We start from the raw sequence: 14,405 nt of genomic DNA, 5'->3' as shown, positions 1-14,405 counted from the left end.
GAGGCGGGAGTTCGCGACACGCTTTGCGGAAGGCTAGACCGTCGCCGGGTCGAGCGCCGGCTGGCCCTTGCGGCGGGCGACGATCGCTTCGAAGTCGGCGGTCTGGAAGGCATCGCGCAAGACGTCGAACGACGGCAGCACGAAATAGGCGCGCTGGAACTTGTCGATCTCGTAGCCGGTCCGCATCACCGTTTCCAGGTCGAAAGGCACGTGGTGGGCGTCCTTGCTGTCGATCGCGAACTGCAGTTCGGTAAACGACGACATCAGGCCGGCGCCAAAGGCCTTCAGCGGCTGGCCGGCCTCCTGCATCAGGCCATATTCGGCCGTGTACCAGTAGAGCCGGGTGATCATCTCGTCGCCGCCCAGCGCAATGATGTCGCCGGCTTTGCGGCCATACATCTGCATGAAATCGGCGAACACCGGCTGCGACAGCACCGGCACATGACCAAAGAAATCGTGGAACATGTCGGGCTCGACGATGTAGTCGAGCTCCTGCCGGGTCCGCAGCCAGTTGGTGACCGGGAAGCGGCGGTTGGCGAGATGGTCGAAGAACGGGGCAGCGGGAATGAGACCCGGCACGGCGACGATCTCCCAGCCGGTCAGTTTGCGCAGCTTGGCGCTGACCTCCTCGAAATCGGGGATGCGGTCGAGCAGGCCAAGTTTTTCGACACCGTCGAGATAGGAGTGGTGGGCGAGCTTGCGCGTCAGCTTGGTCTGGCGGTCGCACAGCGTGCGCCACACTGCCTGCTCCTCGGCGCTGTAATCGTCACCCTGCGCCACGGTGAAATCGGAACGGCAGACCGAGTAGTCGCCGCGGAACCCTTGCGCCGCGCAGTCGCGGGCATATTCGGCAACGCTCATCGTCGTCATGGTTTTTCTCCTCGCAAATCATGAATGGCGAATGGTGCCGGAAGGCTAACCGGATTTGCCGAGGCAAATTGGCTTTGATGATGGCTCGGATGCAGGAATCGGGATAATATTCACTCAGAAAGTATCTCCAAGGAGTGAAAATGCCTCAATTCGATGATTTCGAGATCAAGATGCTCGATGTCCTGCAGCGCGACGGGCGTAAGCCGGTGTCCGAACTGGCGCAAGAGATCGGCCTGTCGACGACGCCGTGCGCGCGGCGCTTCGAAGCGCTGCAGGAGGCCGGCATCATCAAGGGTTTTGCCGCTGTGATCAGCCGCCGCGCGGTCGGGCTGATGGTCGAGGTGTTCATTCAGGTCCGCCTTGTCAGCCACAGCGACGGTTCGCCCGAAAGCTTCATCGCCGCAGTGCAGCGCATGGACGAGGTGTCCTCGTGCTGGACGATGACCGGCGACCATGATTTCCTGCTGCATGTCATGGTGCCGTCGGTCGACGAACTCAACAACTTCGTCATGCACCGGCTGATGCGGCTCGACGGCGTGCGCGACGTCCACACCCAGCTCGTGCTGCAGAACATCAAGGGACCGGGCCACGTGCCGCTCGCTCACCTCAGGCGGTGACGATGCCTGCCTTCGCACTCCTTGGCGAAAAGCTGCACGCAAACTGCTGAAACGGGCCAAGCGCGTGTCCACATCGCCGGCCAGCTTGCGCGGACCAACTGCCCAGAGGTCCGCCATGAAAATCGTCCTGATCAATCCGCCGCATACGGCCATCGGTAGCCGCGTGCCCGACGATCACCTGCCGCCGCTTGGCCTGCTGGCGCTGGGCGGCCCGCTGATCGATGCCGGCCATGAGGTCCGGCTTGTCGACGCCGAATTCGGGCCGATGTCGCTCGACAAGGTGGCGTGCAACGCGCTCGCCGATCGCCCCGACTTCATCCTGATCGGCCATTCCGGCTCGACCTCGGCGCATCCGACCGCCTTGCTGATCGCCAAGATGATCAAGGAGCGCGAGCCGGCAACCATCATCATCTATGGCGGCGTCTTTCCGACCTATCACTGGCGCGACATCCTGGCCGCTACCGATGCCTTCGACTTCATCGTGCGTGGCGAGGGCGAAGCGACCGTCGTGGCGCTGGTAGAGGCGCTGGAGATGCACCAGCCGCCGACGAGCGTGGCCGGCATTGCCTATCGCGACGATCTGCGCCGGCCCTTCGCCACGCAGCCGGCGATGACCATAGCCGATCTCGACGTCTACCGCGTCGGCTGGGAGCTGATCGACCATGATAGGTACAGCTACTGGGGCGGCAAGCGGGCCGTGGTCATGCAGTTTTCGCGCGGCTGCCCGCATCTGTGCAACTATTGCGGCCAGCGCGGCTTCTGGACCCGCTGGCGGCATCGCGATCCCGTGAAATTCGCGCAAGAAATCGCCTGGCTGCACCGCGAACACGGCGTCGAGCTGATCAATCTAGCCGACGAGAATCCGACGGTTTCGAAGAAAGCCTGGCGCGCCTTTCTCGACACCCTGATCGCCGAGAATGTGGCGGTGCTGATCGTCGGCTCGACCCGCGCCGACGACATCGTGCGCGATGCCGACATCCTGCATCTCTACCGCAAGGCCGGTGTCATCCGCTGGCTGCTCGGCATGGAAAACACCGACGAGCAGACGCTTCATTTGATCCGCAAGGGCGGCAGCACCTCATCCGACCGCGAGGCGATAAGGCTGCTGCGCCTGCACGGCATCCTATCGATGGCGACCTGGGTGGCCGGCTTCGAGGACGAAGGCTTTCGCGACCTCTGGCGCGGCTTTCGACAGCTGATCGCTTACGATCCGGACCAGATCCAGGCGCTCTACGTGACACCGCATCGCTGGACGCCGTTCTTCCGCATCGCGCGGGATCGCAAGGTGATCCAGCGGGATGCCCGCCTTTGGGACTACAAGCACCAGGTGCTGCAGATGACGCGGCTGAAGCCGTGGATGCTGTTCTTCGGCGTCAAGCTGATCGAACTGGCGGTGCAAACGCGGCCGAAGGCGCTGGCCCGTATCCTGTTCCACAAGGATCCCGAGCAACGCCATTCGATGCGTTGGTACACGCAGATGGGCCGCCGCGTCTGGTTCCGCGAGGTATGGGGATTTCTGGCCCGCGACATCAGGGCGAAAGACGGCCCGACGCTTGCCGAATTCTGGGGGACGCCGCAGGACGCCGAGGAGGAATCGATGACGGTTTCACGCCCGGCCAGAAAGCCGGCCATCCCCACCATCGGCAATCCTGCAGATCCCGGAGCGAAAAAGTTAGCCGGCTGACAAGCCGCTCAGGGCACGATCAGCGTGCCGGCGCCGTGTTCGGTGAACAGTTCCAGCAGCACCGCATGCGGCGTCTTGCCGTTGAGGATGACGACGCCTTCGACGCCGCGCTCGATCGCTTCGATGCAGGTCTCGACCTTGGGGATCATGCCGCCCGAGACTGTCCCGTCCTTGATCAGCGCCTTGGCCTCGGCCACCGTCAGTTCGTCGATCAGCTTCTTGTTCTTGTCAAGGACGCCCGGCACATCGGTGAGGAACAGCAGGCGTGTCGCCTGGCAAGCGCCGGCAATGGCGCCGGCGAAGGTGTCGGCGTTGATGTTGTAGGTGTGGCCGTCGCGGCCGGGCGCCACCGGCGCCAGCACCGGGATCATTTCGGAGCGTGCCAGAAGGTCGAGCAAGGTGCGGTCGACCTCGACCGGCTCGCCGACGAAGCCGAGATCGAGCACGCGTTCGATGTTGGAGTCCGGATCGATCATGGTCTTGCGGGCCTTTTCGGCGAACACCATGTTGCCGTCCTTGCCGCACAGGCCGATCGCCCATTCGCCCTCGGCGTTGATCAGCGCCACGATCTCCTTGTTGATCGAACCGGCCAGCACCATTTCGACGATCTCGACCGTTTTCTGGTCGGTGACGCGCAGGCCGCCCTCGAACTTGGATTCGATGCCCATCTTGGCCAGCATGGCGCCGATCTGCGGACCGCCGCCATGGACGACGATCGGGTTGACGCCGGATTGCTTCAGGAGCGCGATATCGCGCGCGAACGCCTTGCCGAGCTCGATATCGCCCATGGCGTGGCCGCCATATTTCACCACGACCGTCTTGTGTTCGTAGCGCTGCATGTAGGGCAGCGCCCGCGACAGCAGGGCGGCCTGCATTTCGGCGGTGGCGGTTATTTCCGTCATCGGCTTGTTTCCCTGAAGATCGGTAAGGACGGCGGCGTCTTAGCGGGAATTGGCGCCGCCCGCAAATGGCTTTGCTGTCATATTCGAGCGCCACACGACCTCGTCATCATGACGGCACCATCAGTGGCGCCCTGCGGACCAGCCAACCCGAGATCTTCTCCAACTGCGCGGCAAGCGACAGCAGCGTCTCCTCGTCGCCCGGACGGCCCGCTGCCTGGATGCCGATCGGCAGGCCGGCGTCGGTGACATGAACCGGCAGCGCGATCGACGGCTGGCCGCTGACATTCTGGATCGCCGGCCAATGGGTAAACCAGAGGCTCTTGTCCATCAACTGGCCGAAGAATGGCTTCAGCTTCAGCAAGGGCGTCAGATGAAGCTTGTCGAGCAGGTTCTCGATGAGCTCGTCGGCGCCTTTCGGATCCATGCCGCCGCAGGCGAGCGGCGGGTGGGCAATGATTGGCATCAGCACGGCGTCATACTGCGCGGTCTCCGCGATCAGCTGCCGCGAGGCGGCATGCAGCCGCTGCAGGTCGGCATAGGTCTCGCCGGCCGACACAATTTCGCCGAAGCGGGCGAGCACGCGCGTCGCCCGCTCGATGTCGCCCGTAACGGAACGGCCGACACGCAGCGCTTGCGCACGCATCGTGCCGGCGACGGCAGAGGCGACCGTCCTGCAGAAGTCGGCGAAGAAATCGCGCCCGATAAAGGGCAGATCGATCTCCTCGACGGTATGGCCGCCTTCGCGGGCAAGCGCCACCGCCGTGTCGAGCGCTTTGAGCGTCTCATCCGAGATCGGCAGGCCGAGCGGCGATTTGTGATACACGGCCAGCCTGAGCTTGCCGGGATCACGCGCGGCGGCAGCCGCGAACGTGCCTTTCGGCGGTGGCGCGCCATAGGGCGACAAAAGGTCGGGACCGTGGGTGAGGTCGAGCAGCAGCGCACAATCGCGCACCGAACGGGTGAGCGCATGGTCGACCACCATGCCGTACCAGCTTTCGCTCACCAGGGGCGTCAGCGGTGTGCGGCCGCGCGACGTCTTCAGGCCGACAAGGCCTGTGCAGGCGGCGGGCACGCGGATCGAGCCGCCGCCATCCGAGGCATGCGCCACCGGCACGACGCCGGCGGCGACCAGTGCCGCCGCACCACCCGACGAGCCGCCGCTGGTGTGGCCGGTGTTCCAGGGATTGCGGGTGATGCCGAAGGCCCTGGATTCGGTCATCAGCCGCAGCCCGTGTTCCGGCGACGTCGAGGTGACGATCGGAATGAGCCCGGCGGCGAGAAAGCGGTCGGTGAGTACAGAATTGACATCGGCCAGCCATGCCGGAATGCGGCTGCCGCCATGCGTCGGCACGCCCTTGATGGCGATGCCGAGATCCTTGATGGCGAAGGGAACGCCGGCCAGCGGCAGCGAGCGGTCGACGGTCTTCGCCCGGGCTCGGGCGGCATCATAGAGCGGCTCGGCCGTGGCGTTGATGTCGGGACGGGTGGCATCGGCACGCGCGATCGCGGCTTCGGTCAGCTCGACGGCTGAAATGTCGCCCTTGCGGAGCAGGTCGGCGAGGCCGGTTGCGTCTTCTTCCCAAAGGATTCGTTCAACCGACATGCGTTCCCCCGTCACTGTAGGTAAGCAAGCTAGCCAGTGGCGATTTCATTGGCAATCGACGGACCGATCCGGGGCTGGCGGCACGCAAAACCTGGGCGTGCACAAGACTATTTCCGTCGTTGCAAATACATTGCAATCGCCTAATTTGCCTGAGATGACGCCGCAGGACATCACCAAGCTGATCGTCCGGACTTCGATGAAGGATCGGGCTGCGTTCGATCTGCTCTACCGGCAGACCAGCGCGAAACTTTTTGGCGTCTGTCTTCGTGTATTGAACGACCGGGGAGATGCTGAAGAAGCGCTACAGGAAGTCTTCGTCAAGATATGGATGAAGGCGGATCGTTTTGCCGTCTCCGATCTGAGCCCGATCTCCTGGCTGGTGGCGATAGCGCGCAATCATGCGATCGATCGCATACGAGCGCGACGCAAGCCTGCCGCCGATATCGATGCCGCGCTCGACGTGGCCGATCCAGCGCCGGGACCTGAAGCGATGGTGGTGGCGGGCGACGAGTCCGAACGCATCCATCATTGTCTCGATGAGTTGGAAAAGGACCGGGCGGCGGCCGTTCGGGGCGCCTATCTCAAGGGTGAAAGCTATGCCGAACTGGCGGAGCGCCACGGCGTGCCGTTGAACACGATGCGTACCTGGCTGCGCCGCAGCCTGTTGAAACTCAGAGAATGTCTGGAAAGATGACGCTGGCAGAAGACACAGGCCCGGAACGTGGAGGCGACGACCTGCTCGCCGCCGAATACGTTCTCGGCGTGCTGGATGCCGACGAACGCCAGATCGCCTCCCGCCGCATCGACGGCGAGACGGATTTCGCCCGCTTGGTGGACGGCTGGGAGGTCAATTTTTCGGCGCTGGCCGCCGCCTATCCGGAAATCGAGCCGCCGGCTTCGGTCAAGCCTGCGATCGATCGCCGCCTGTTCGCGTCCGCCGCTTCCGTGGCGACTCCCGCTGAATCGCGCGGCCTATGGTCCAGCCTGGCCTTCTGGCGTGGCCTTGCCGCGGCGGCGGTTGCAGCACTGGCGATCTACATCGCCGTGCCCATTCTCAACCCACCGGTCGAGCAGCCGCAGCCGCGCCTCGTCGCTTCGCTGGCCGCCGAGGGCAGCGATGTCAAATATCTCGCCGTCTATGATGCCTCGCATCACGAGGTCGGCCTGTCGCATGTCTCCGGCGAGCGTGCCGCCGGCAAGGACTTCGAACTGTGGATGATCGAGGGCAAGAACCCGCCGGTCTCGATGGGCGTCATTCCGGCAGGTGCTACGGTGCATATCGTAGTCTCGCCCGCGGCCCAGCAGAAGCTTGCCCAAGGCGCGGTGCTTGCTGTCAGCCTCGAGCCCTCGGGCGGTTCGCCGACCGGCCAGCCGACCGGACCGGTGGTCGCAGCGGGCGATCTGAAAAGCATCTGAGCGGCTTCGCGCGCCTGCAACTTCAAAATAGCCTATCCCAAGTCTATCCTTCGCTGAGCATGCCAATAGACAGCATGTTAGCCGGCAAGCGGTTGCGCTGGAAAATCTCTGCGGCACGCCTGATAAAATAAAAAATCAAAATATTTCTGAAACTTCCGGATTTTTGTTCCGTATCTCCTCGCGTCCCCGAAGATGGGAAGAGAAAAACCCGAGGAGTTTGCATCATGCGTAGATATGTCACCCTTTTGCTCGCCGGCACGATCGCCGTTTCCGCCCTTGCCACCGCCGCCTATGCCGAAAACCCGATGGTTGGCGGCGCCGCCATGTACGCCAACAAGAACATCGTCGAAAACGCCGTGAACTCGAAGGACCACACGACGCTGGTCGCCGCCGTGAAGGCTGCCGGCCTCGTCGAAACGCTGCAGGGCGCCGGCCCGTTCACCGTGTTCGCACCGACCAATGACGCCTTCGCGGCACTTCCGGCCGGCACGGTCGAGACGCTGCTCAAGCCCGAGAACAAGGACAAGCTCACCAAGATCCTGACCTGCCATGTCATCGGCGCCAAGGCGATGGGGGCGGACGTGGCCGCGATGGCCAAGGCTGATGGCGGCACCCACAAGGTCAAGACCGTTGGCGGCTGCGAGCTGTCGCTCAAGGCCGACGGCGGCAAGGTCACCGTCACCGACGAGAACGGCAATGTCGCCAATGTGACGATTGCCGATGTCGAGCAGTCCAACGGCGTCATCCACGTCATCGACAAGGTTCTTTTGCCCAAGATGTAACTTCTTTTGCCCAAGATGTAACAGGGGGCTTGCTGCCGGCGAACTTGCAGCAAGGACCCTCCGTCGATTGCATGGTCTCGCTCCCGTGATCCGCAATTGACCCGCGCACTCCGCATCGTCCACGTTCAGATGTGGGACGGCGCGGAGTGTTCGTTCGAGGACCACCGTCACCGGCTTTTGATTTCCGTGCGGCGGTATAGTTGGGCTAAGAGACAACAGGAGGAATTGGTCATGAATCGTCGCGACTTTCTTTTGAGCGGCGTCGCCGCCATCGGCGTTGTCGGCGCCGCGGCAACAGTGCTGCGCATGAGCAACCCGCAGGCCGCGCAGGCCGCCGAGAAATTCGAGGTCACCAAGACCGACGCCGAGTGGAAAGCCATCCTGTCGCCGGCTGCCTTCGACGTGCTGCGCAAGGAAGGCACCGAATATCCCGGCACCAGCGCGCTGCTCAACGAACACCGCAAGGGCATCTTTGCCTGTGCCGGCTGCGAGCTGCCGGTCTACCCGTCGGAGACGAAGTTCGAGTCCGGCACCGGCTGGCCGAGCTTCTGGCAGGAGATCGCCAATGGCATCGGCAAGACCGTGGACCGGTCGCTCGGCATGACCCGCACCGAGGTGCATTGCCGCCGTTGCGGCGGCCATCTCGGCCATGTCTTCGACGACGGCCCGGCGCCGACCGGCCTGCGCCACTGCATCAACGGCGTCGCGCTGACCTTCAAGCCCGCCACGGCCTGACAAACTCCAAACCGGATACAAGAAACTCCGGGCTTGCGGCCCGGAGTTTTTTGCGCGGTCAGAGCTTTTCGGGCGTGGACTGGAGGAGCTTCCCGAAACCGCTGCCCACGTATCTTTGTTTTGTCGCAATTCCTGACGGAAAACCGCTTCACACTTTTCCTGGAATTGCTCTGGTGTCAGTGCCCGCCACCGCCACCACCGGCCGCGGCCGGCTTGCGGATCAGCATGGTGAACAGGCCAAGCGTCGCAAACAGTACCGTCAGCATGAAGAACACGTCCATGAAGGACAGCAACGCCGCCTGCTGCTGGACCATGCCCGACAGCTTGGAGATCGCCGCACTTGTCGCGTCCAGGCCGGGGGTCTGCTCGAAATTGAGCGTCATGTTCCGCAGCTTGGTCTGCGCGGCTTCACTGCCCCATTGCACATGCTCGGAGAGCCTTGCGTAGTGGAAGGCATTGCGGTCGATCAGCACCGTGTTGATCAGGGCAAGGCCGACGGCACCGCCAAGGTTGCGGGTGAGGTTGAACAGGCCCGACGCATTCTTGAGCCGCTCGGGTGGCAAGGTGCCGAGCGCGATGTTGTTGATCGGCACCATGCACAGCATCATCGAACAGCCACGCAGGATCTGCGGGATGAGCAGCTCATAAAAATCCCAGTCGGCGGTCAGATGCGTCATCCACCACGTTCCGGTGGCGAAGCCGAAGAAGCCGACCATCATCATCAGGCGCGGGTCCATCTTGTTCGACAGGACGCCCGAGATCGGGGCAGTGAAGAACATCGCCAGGCCGCTGACGAACAGCGCCTCGCCGATCATCATCGAATCGTAGCCGCGGATGCGCCCGAGGAACACCGGGTAGAGATAGGTCAGGCCGTAGAGGCCGATGCCTATGACGAAGGAAAACAGCGAACCGAAGGCGAAGTTGATGTTGGTGAACGCCTTCAGGTCGACGATCGGCTCCTCGGCGGTGAACACACGCCAGAAGAACAGCACCCCGCCGATGGTCATGACAATGGCGCAGATGAACACGCCCTGGTCCTGCAGCCAGTCATTGTTAGGGCCTTCCTCGAGCACATATTCCATGCAGCCAAGGAAGGCTGCCATGCCGGCGAGGCCCCACCAGTCGAACTTGCTGAACAGCTTGAGGTTGGGCTTGTCGAAGTCGATCAGCGTCCAGGCCGCCGTCGTCACCAGGATGCCGGGCACGACATTGACCAGGAACAGCCAATGCCAGGACATGGCATGGCTGATATAGCCGCCGACGGTCGGGCCGATGGTCGGCGCCAGAGTCGCCACCAGGCCGATCATCGGCGACACGACGGCGCGGCGCGACGGTGGGAAGATGGTGAAGGCGGCAGCAAAGACGCTCGGGATCATGCCGCCGCCGATGAAGCCCTGGACGGCGCGGTAGACGATCATCTGGTCGATGTTGGTGGCGGTCGCCGCCAGCGCACTGGCCGCGGTGAAGCCTGCCGCCGAGATCGTGAACAGCACGCGTGTCGACAGCATCCGGCTGAGGAAACCCGACAGCGGGATCATCACCACTTCGGCGATCAGATAGGCGGTCTGAACCCACGGGATCTCGTCGGAGCTGGCGCTCAGGCCGGCCTGGATCTCGGCCAGCGAGGCGGAGACGATCTGGATGTCCAGGATGGCCATGAACATGCCGAACACCATCGCCAGGAAGGCGATGACGCGCCGCGTCGAAATGGTGTCAGGCACAGCCGGCCTGGCCGGCGGCGCTCCTGCTGTCAGGGTTGCGGTTGCCATAGCATTGCTCCCCGGCGGCCGCTCAGTTCGACGCGGCCGCTGATGCCGACCCGGATGGGGCGGTGCGGCTGTCGACGGCGACGACGACGCTCAGGCCGGCGCGCAGCTTGCCGCTCTTCAGCACATCGGCGGGAACGTCGATGCGGACCGGAACGCGCTGCACCACCTTGGTGAAGTTGCCGGTGGCGTTTTCGGGCGGCAGCAGCGAGAACACGGCACCGGAAGCCGGCGCCAGCGACGAGACGGTTCCCTCGAAGTCCCGGCCGTCGGTCGCATCGACCGAGATCTTGACCTTCTCGCCGGGAACCAGCCGGGCCAGCTGCGTCTCCTTGAAGTTGGCGACGATGTAGAGCTTGTCCATCGGCACGATGACGGCGAGCTTCTGGCCGGGGCTGACGAGATCGCCCTGCTCGACGGAACGGTTGCCGACGACGCCGTCATAAGGCGCCTTGAGCACGGTGAAGGAAAGATCCCGCAGGGCCTTGTCCCGGCTAAGCTGCAAGGACGCCAGCGTGCTTGCCGATTCGGCGCGCTGCGCCTGCAGCACGCCGATATTGGCCTGCGCCGCGGCGATCTGCGCATCGGCACCGACAAGCGCGGCGTTGGCCTGCTGCACCGCCGTCTGGGCGTCGTCCAGCTGGGCCTGCGTGCCAACATGCGTCTTGAGCAGCTGCGAGGCGCGCGCCGCGACCTTGCCCGCATTGTCGGCCGCGGCCTGGTCGGCGACCTTCTGCGCCTGTGCCTGCTGCAGCGCGGCGCGTGCCGCTTCGGTCTGGGCGTCGATACGGTCGAGCGTCTTGCTCAAGGTGGCGATCTGCGCCTCGGCCTGGGCGACGGCTATTCTGTAGTCGCCGTCATCGACGACGAGCAGCGGGTCACCAGCCTTGACCGACTGGTTCTCGCTCACCTTGACCTGATCCACATAGCCGGAAATCTTGGGCGAGATGAACGCCATGTCGGCCTGGACATAGGCGTCGTCCGTCGAGATCATGAAGCGGCCCGTGGTCCAGTAATCGTAACCGTACCAGGCGCCGGCACTCAGCAAGGCAACGCCGATGATCGGCAGCAGAAAGAAGCGCACCGAGCGCTTCTTCTTGACCGGAGCCTCTGTCGGCGGCGATGATACGGCGGGCTGGACAGGCACTCCCGGTGCTTCCGTCGCTGGCGCAACCTTGGCGTTGGGAAAAGGACGGACTTCGGCTGTGGTCGGCGCGTTCGAGGACATGACATCTCTCTAAAATTATAATATGATACTGAACCGTTCGGTTCGATCCGGGCGTTGACATAGCGCGTGAAGAGGACCATATCAAGGGCAATCGAACCGGTTGGTTCGAATTATTTTCGAGGTGTGACTTTCATGACCGAGACACCGCCCAGCGTCGAAACAGACCCGTGTGGCGACTTGCTGGACAGCTTGCGCCGTGGCCGCCCGGCGGCCGGGCAGGATCCGGTCAAGCGCAGCCAGATCATCGATGGCGCCCGTCGTGTCTTTATCGACAAGGGGTTCGAAGCCGCCTCGATGAATGACATCACCCGTGAGGCCGGTGTCTCCAAGGGCACGATCTATGTCTATTTCGCCAACAAGGAAGAGCTGTTCGAAGCGCTGATCGAGGAAGAGCGCGGCACGATCTTCAAGAACATGTATGACGTGCTGGACAACGCCGACGACCTGCGCGAGACGCTGGTGAAGTTCGGCAAGGTGCTGGCCCTCAAGATCACGTCGGCCAGGGTGATCCAGGCGCAGCGCACGGTGATCGGCGCGTCCGACCGGATACCCGACATGGGCGCAAGGTTTTACGAACGCGGTCCCAAGCGTGGTCACGACAAGGTCGCGGCGTTTCTCGATGCCGCCATCAAGCGCGACCTGCTGCGGATCGACGATGTCGATCTCGCCGCCTATCAGCTCACCGAGCTGTGCCTGGCAGGCCTGTTCCGCCAGTGCATCTTCGCCTACCGCACCAAAGCCCCGACCCAGGACGAGATCGACCACATCGTCAGGTCAGGCGTCTCGATGTTCATGAAAGCCTACGGCACCGAAAGGCTTGCGGAGGAAGAAGGCCATCAGACGATTGCTATCGAAGCCAAGCCCTAGGCCACGCCCTAAGGTGGAGATGCTTAGCCGCCATTGGCGGCAAGCACGATCGCAGCCTGCAATTCCTGGAGGCCCTCGGCCTTTTCCGAAGACGTCGCCAGAACGAATGGGAAAGCCGCCGGCCGCTTCTTGATCTTTGCCAGGGTCTCCTCGATCAGCCGCGGCACGCCGGCAGCCTTGATCTTGTCGGTCTTGGTCAGCACGATCTGGTAGGACACCGCCGCCTTGTCGAGCAGCGACAGCACTTCTTCGTCCTTGGCCTTGATGCCATGGCGGGCGTCAATCAGCACATAAACCCGCTTCAGTGTGACGCGGCCCTTGAGATAGTCGAAGACCAGCTTGGTCCACTCGTCGACCTTCTCCTTCGGCGCGGTGGCGTAGCCGTAGCCAGGCATGTCGACCAGCGCCAAGGGCGGCAGGTCGGCGCCCTCACCCGAAAATCCGTCCGGCACGAAATAGTTGAGCTCTTGCGTGCGCCCCGGCGTGTTGGAGGTGCGCGCCAGCCCCTTCTGGTTGACCAGCGCGTTGATCAGCGACGACTTGCCGACATTCGAGCGGCCGGCAAAGGCGATTTCCGGCGGTCCTTCCGGCGGCAGGAACTTCATGGCCGGCACGCCGCGGATGAAGATCCACCCGCGCGTAAACAGTTCGGTGCCGATTATGCTGCTGTTCAGAGCGTTCAAGCTGCTGCCTCCAGAAGAGAAATATTGGCACCCCGGATAGCATCGAGGTTGCGGCTGACCTTGTCCACGGGCCAGTTCCACCACGCCACCGCCAGCAGCCGCCTGACCGTCCGGTCGTCGAAACGCATCCTTACCACCTTGGCCGCGTTGCCGGCGACGATCGCATAGGGCGGCACGTCGTGCGTCACCAGTGATTTCGCACCGACGATGGCGCCATGGCCGATCGTCACGCCGGGCATGATCACCGCCTCCATGCCGATCCAGACGTCGTTGCCGACGATTGTGTCGCCTCGAACCTCCTTCGACCACGTCGCCGGGTCAAAACCCTTTTCCCAGCCATGACCGAAAATATTGAACGGATAGGTCGAAAAGCCGGACATTGCGTGGTTGGCACCGTTCATGATGAAGCGCGCGCCCTCGGCGATGGCGCAGAACCTGCCGATGATGAGCTTGTCGCCATGGTGCAGGACGCATTTTTCGGCGAATTTGTCCGGCCCGTCGGGATCGTCATAGTAGGTGAAGTCGCCGATCTCGATGTTCGGCGCGCTCACCAGTCCCTTGAGGAAGCCGACGCGGGTGTGCATCGGGATCGGGTGCTTGATGCTGGGGTTGGGTCCGTCCATATCGAGGTCCGTTAAAGAATTGGGGTCCGTCAAGGAAATGGCCGCCAGGCGCATCCGAAACCCGCATGCGCCTGTTCAAAATAGCGTGATCCGCCCTATAGCACCAATCGGCAGACGAGCGAGCTTTCCTTGGCGGCTTTAATCATTTACCGCCGCGGCAGATCACGATCGGGTCTGACAGCGCACGGTCGAAACCGCTGCCCTGATAGACCGTGACATTCGAGGCGCCGGGCGGCAACATGAAGGTGCCTTCGACGATTTTCTGGTCGCCGGCGGGCGTGTGCAGAGCCCAGCTATAGGTGCAAAACTGAGGCGGTGCCTGGGGTTCGACGTGGCTGCAGTTCAACTGCGCGCCACTCAGCATGGCGGCGCCGCCGCAGCTGACGGCCTCCTTTGCGAGCGCAATGCCAGGCCATCCCGCGAGGGCCGCCACGGTCGCGATCTTCAGCCTATTCATCGTCATATCCTCGCCCGGCAACGCCTGTTACAGGGCCTTTCTTTGTTGCGTCGCAGTCCATGCGGCATTTTTTCCAGGCGGGCTTAGTCCGTCTTGCGTACCGCGTCCAGCGGGATTATGTGCATGATGATAATAAGCATGCTCACTAAAAGTCGCGCCGAAAAACCCCAGT

Annotated in this window: 15 protein-coding genes; 7 read left to right on the top strand and 8 right to left on the bottom strand. The window is 63.2% G+C overall.

The features are described 5' to 3' along the window. Window positions 1-33 precede the first annotated feature (33 nt). On the bottom strand, window positions 34-870 hold the full coding sequence (gene phhA, locus ASD99_RS00385) for a phenylalanine 4-monooxygenase (protein WP_057142401.1): 837 nt from the start codon (window positions 868-870) through the stop codon (window positions 34-36). Window positions 871-1,010: 140 nt separating this feature from the next. Here phhA and ASD99_RS00380 point away from each other — a divergent pair, with 140 nt between their 5' ends. Beyond that, entirely contained in the window at window positions 1,011-1,487 is a 477-nt protein-coding gene (locus ASD99_RS00380; RefSeq protein WP_056592822.1) for an Lrp/AsnC family transcriptional regulator, read from the top strand. Window positions 1,488-1,602: 115 nt separating this feature from the next. Further along, a complete protein-coding gene (bchE, locus tag ASD99_RS00375; RefSeq protein WP_057142400.1) occupies window positions 1,603-3,171 on the top strand; it encodes a magnesium-protoporphyrin IX monomethyl ester anaerobic oxidative cyclase in 1,569 nt (522 codons plus the stop codon). Between the two features lie 8 nt (window positions 3,172-3,179). Here bchE and argB read toward each other — a convergent pair whose 3' ends face one another. Then, window positions 3,180-4,073 (bottom strand): acetylglutamate kinase, encoded by an 894-nt coding sequence (gene argB, locus ASD99_RS00370; RefSeq protein ID WP_013528489.1) that lies wholly within the window; start codon window positions 4,071-4,073, stop codon window positions 3,180-3,182. Window positions 4,074-4,179: 106 nt separating this feature from the next. Beyond that, window positions 4,180-5,676 (bottom strand): amidase, encoded by a 1,497-nt coding sequence (locus ASD99_RS00365; RefSeq protein WP_057142399.1) that lies wholly within the window; start codon window positions 5,674-5,676, stop codon window positions 4,180-4,182. Between the two features lie 154 nt (window positions 5,677-5,830). Here ASD99_RS00365 and ASD99_RS00360 point away from each other — a divergent pair, with 154 nt between their 5' ends. The 4 genes from ASD99_RS00360 (at window position 5,831) to msrB (ending at window position 8,609) form a co-directional block, all read left to right on the top strand. Then, the gene (locus ASD99_RS00360) at window positions 5,831-6,370 is read left to right on the top strand and encodes a sigma-70 family RNA polymerase sigma factor (RefSeq protein ID WP_056592812.1); all 540 of its coding nucleotides are present in this window, start codon (window positions 5,831-5,833) and stop codon (window positions 6,368-6,370) included. Then, window positions 6,367-7,092 (top strand): anti-sigma factor domain-containing protein, encoded by a 726-nt coding sequence (locus ASD99_RS00355; protein ID WP_082525672.1) that lies wholly within the window; start codon window positions 6,367-6,369, stop codon window positions 7,090-7,092. Before ASD99_RS00360 ends, ASD99_RS00355 begins: the two co-directional genes overlap by 4 nt. Before the next feature lie 224 nt (window positions 7,093-7,316). Then, window positions 7,317-7,874, top strand: a complete 558-nt coding sequence (locus tag ASD99_RS00350) for a fasciclin domain-containing protein (RefSeq protein ID WP_057142398.1) — start codon at window positions 7,317-7,319, stop codon at window positions 7,872-7,874. Between the two features lie 231 nt (window positions 7,875-8,105). Beyond that, entirely contained in the window at window positions 8,106-8,609 is a 504-nt protein-coding gene (msrB, locus tag ASD99_RS00345) for a peptide-methionine (R)-S-oxide reductase MsrB (protein WP_057142397.1), read from the top strand. 176 nt (window positions 8,610-8,785) lie between these two features. Here msrB and ASD99_RS00340 read toward each other — a convergent pair whose 3' ends face one another. Next, window positions 8,786-10,378, bottom strand: a complete 1,593-nt coding sequence (locus tag ASD99_RS00340) for a DHA2 family efflux MFS transporter permease subunit (RefSeq protein WP_056592797.1) — start codon at window positions 10,376-10,378, stop codon at window positions 8,786-8,788. A gap of 22 nt (window positions 10,379-10,400) precedes the next feature. Further along, window positions 10,401-11,603: an HlyD family secretion protein gene (locus ASD99_RS00335; RefSeq protein WP_057142396.1), complete on the bottom strand. Its 1,203-nt coding sequence runs from the start codon at window positions 11,601-11,603 to the stop codon at window positions 10,401-10,403. 132 nt (window positions 11,604-11,735) lie between these two features. On the opposite strand from ASD99_RS00335, the gene ASD99_RS00330 reads away from it, so the two are divergent. Beyond that, window positions 11,736-12,470, top strand: coding sequence for a TetR/AcrR family transcriptional regulator (locus ASD99_RS00330; protein WP_056592791.1), 735 nt, complete (start codon window positions 11,736-11,738; stop codon window positions 12,468-12,470). Window positions 12,471-12,493: 23 nt separating this feature from the next. Here the strand turns inward: ASD99_RS00330 and yihA are convergent, their stop codons facing one another. The 3 genes from yihA to ASD99_RS00315 all read right to left on the bottom strand — a co-directional run bounded on the left by yihA (window position 12,494) and on the right by ASD99_RS00315 (window position 14,233). Beyond that, the gene (gene yihA, locus ASD99_RS00325; protein WP_056592788.1) at window positions 12,494-13,153 is read right to left on the bottom strand and encodes a ribosome biogenesis GTP-binding protein YihA/YsxC; all 660 of its coding nucleotides are present in this window, start codon (window positions 13,151-13,153) and stop codon (window positions 12,494-12,496) included. After that, complete coding sequence (locus tag ASD99_RS00320) at window positions 13,150-13,776, bottom strand: CatB-related O-acetyltransferase (RefSeq protein ID WP_057142395.1); 627 nt, start codon at window positions 13,774-13,776, stop codon at window positions 13,150-13,152. Before ASD99_RS00320 ends, yihA begins: the two co-directional genes overlap by 4 nt. A 142-nt stretch (window positions 13,777-13,918) precedes the next feature. Further along, window positions 13,919-14,233 carry a hypothetical protein gene (locus ASD99_RS00315; RefSeq protein ID WP_057142657.1) on the bottom strand — a complete coding sequence of 105 codons (315 nt, stop codon included), beginning with the start codon at window positions 14,231-14,233 and terminating at the stop codon, window positions 13,919-13,921. Window positions 14,234-14,405: the final 172 nt, after the last annotated feature.

Origin of the sequence: Mesorhizobium sp. Root695 (genome assembly GCF_001428185.1) — a bacterium.
In the GTDB taxonomy this organism is placed as follows: Bacteria; Pseudomonadota; Alphaproteobacteria; order Rhizobiales; family Rhizobiaceae; genus Mesorhizobium.
Note: the sequence above shows the minus strand (reverse complement) of the source record. Positions and strands in the feature narration are given on the sequence as shown.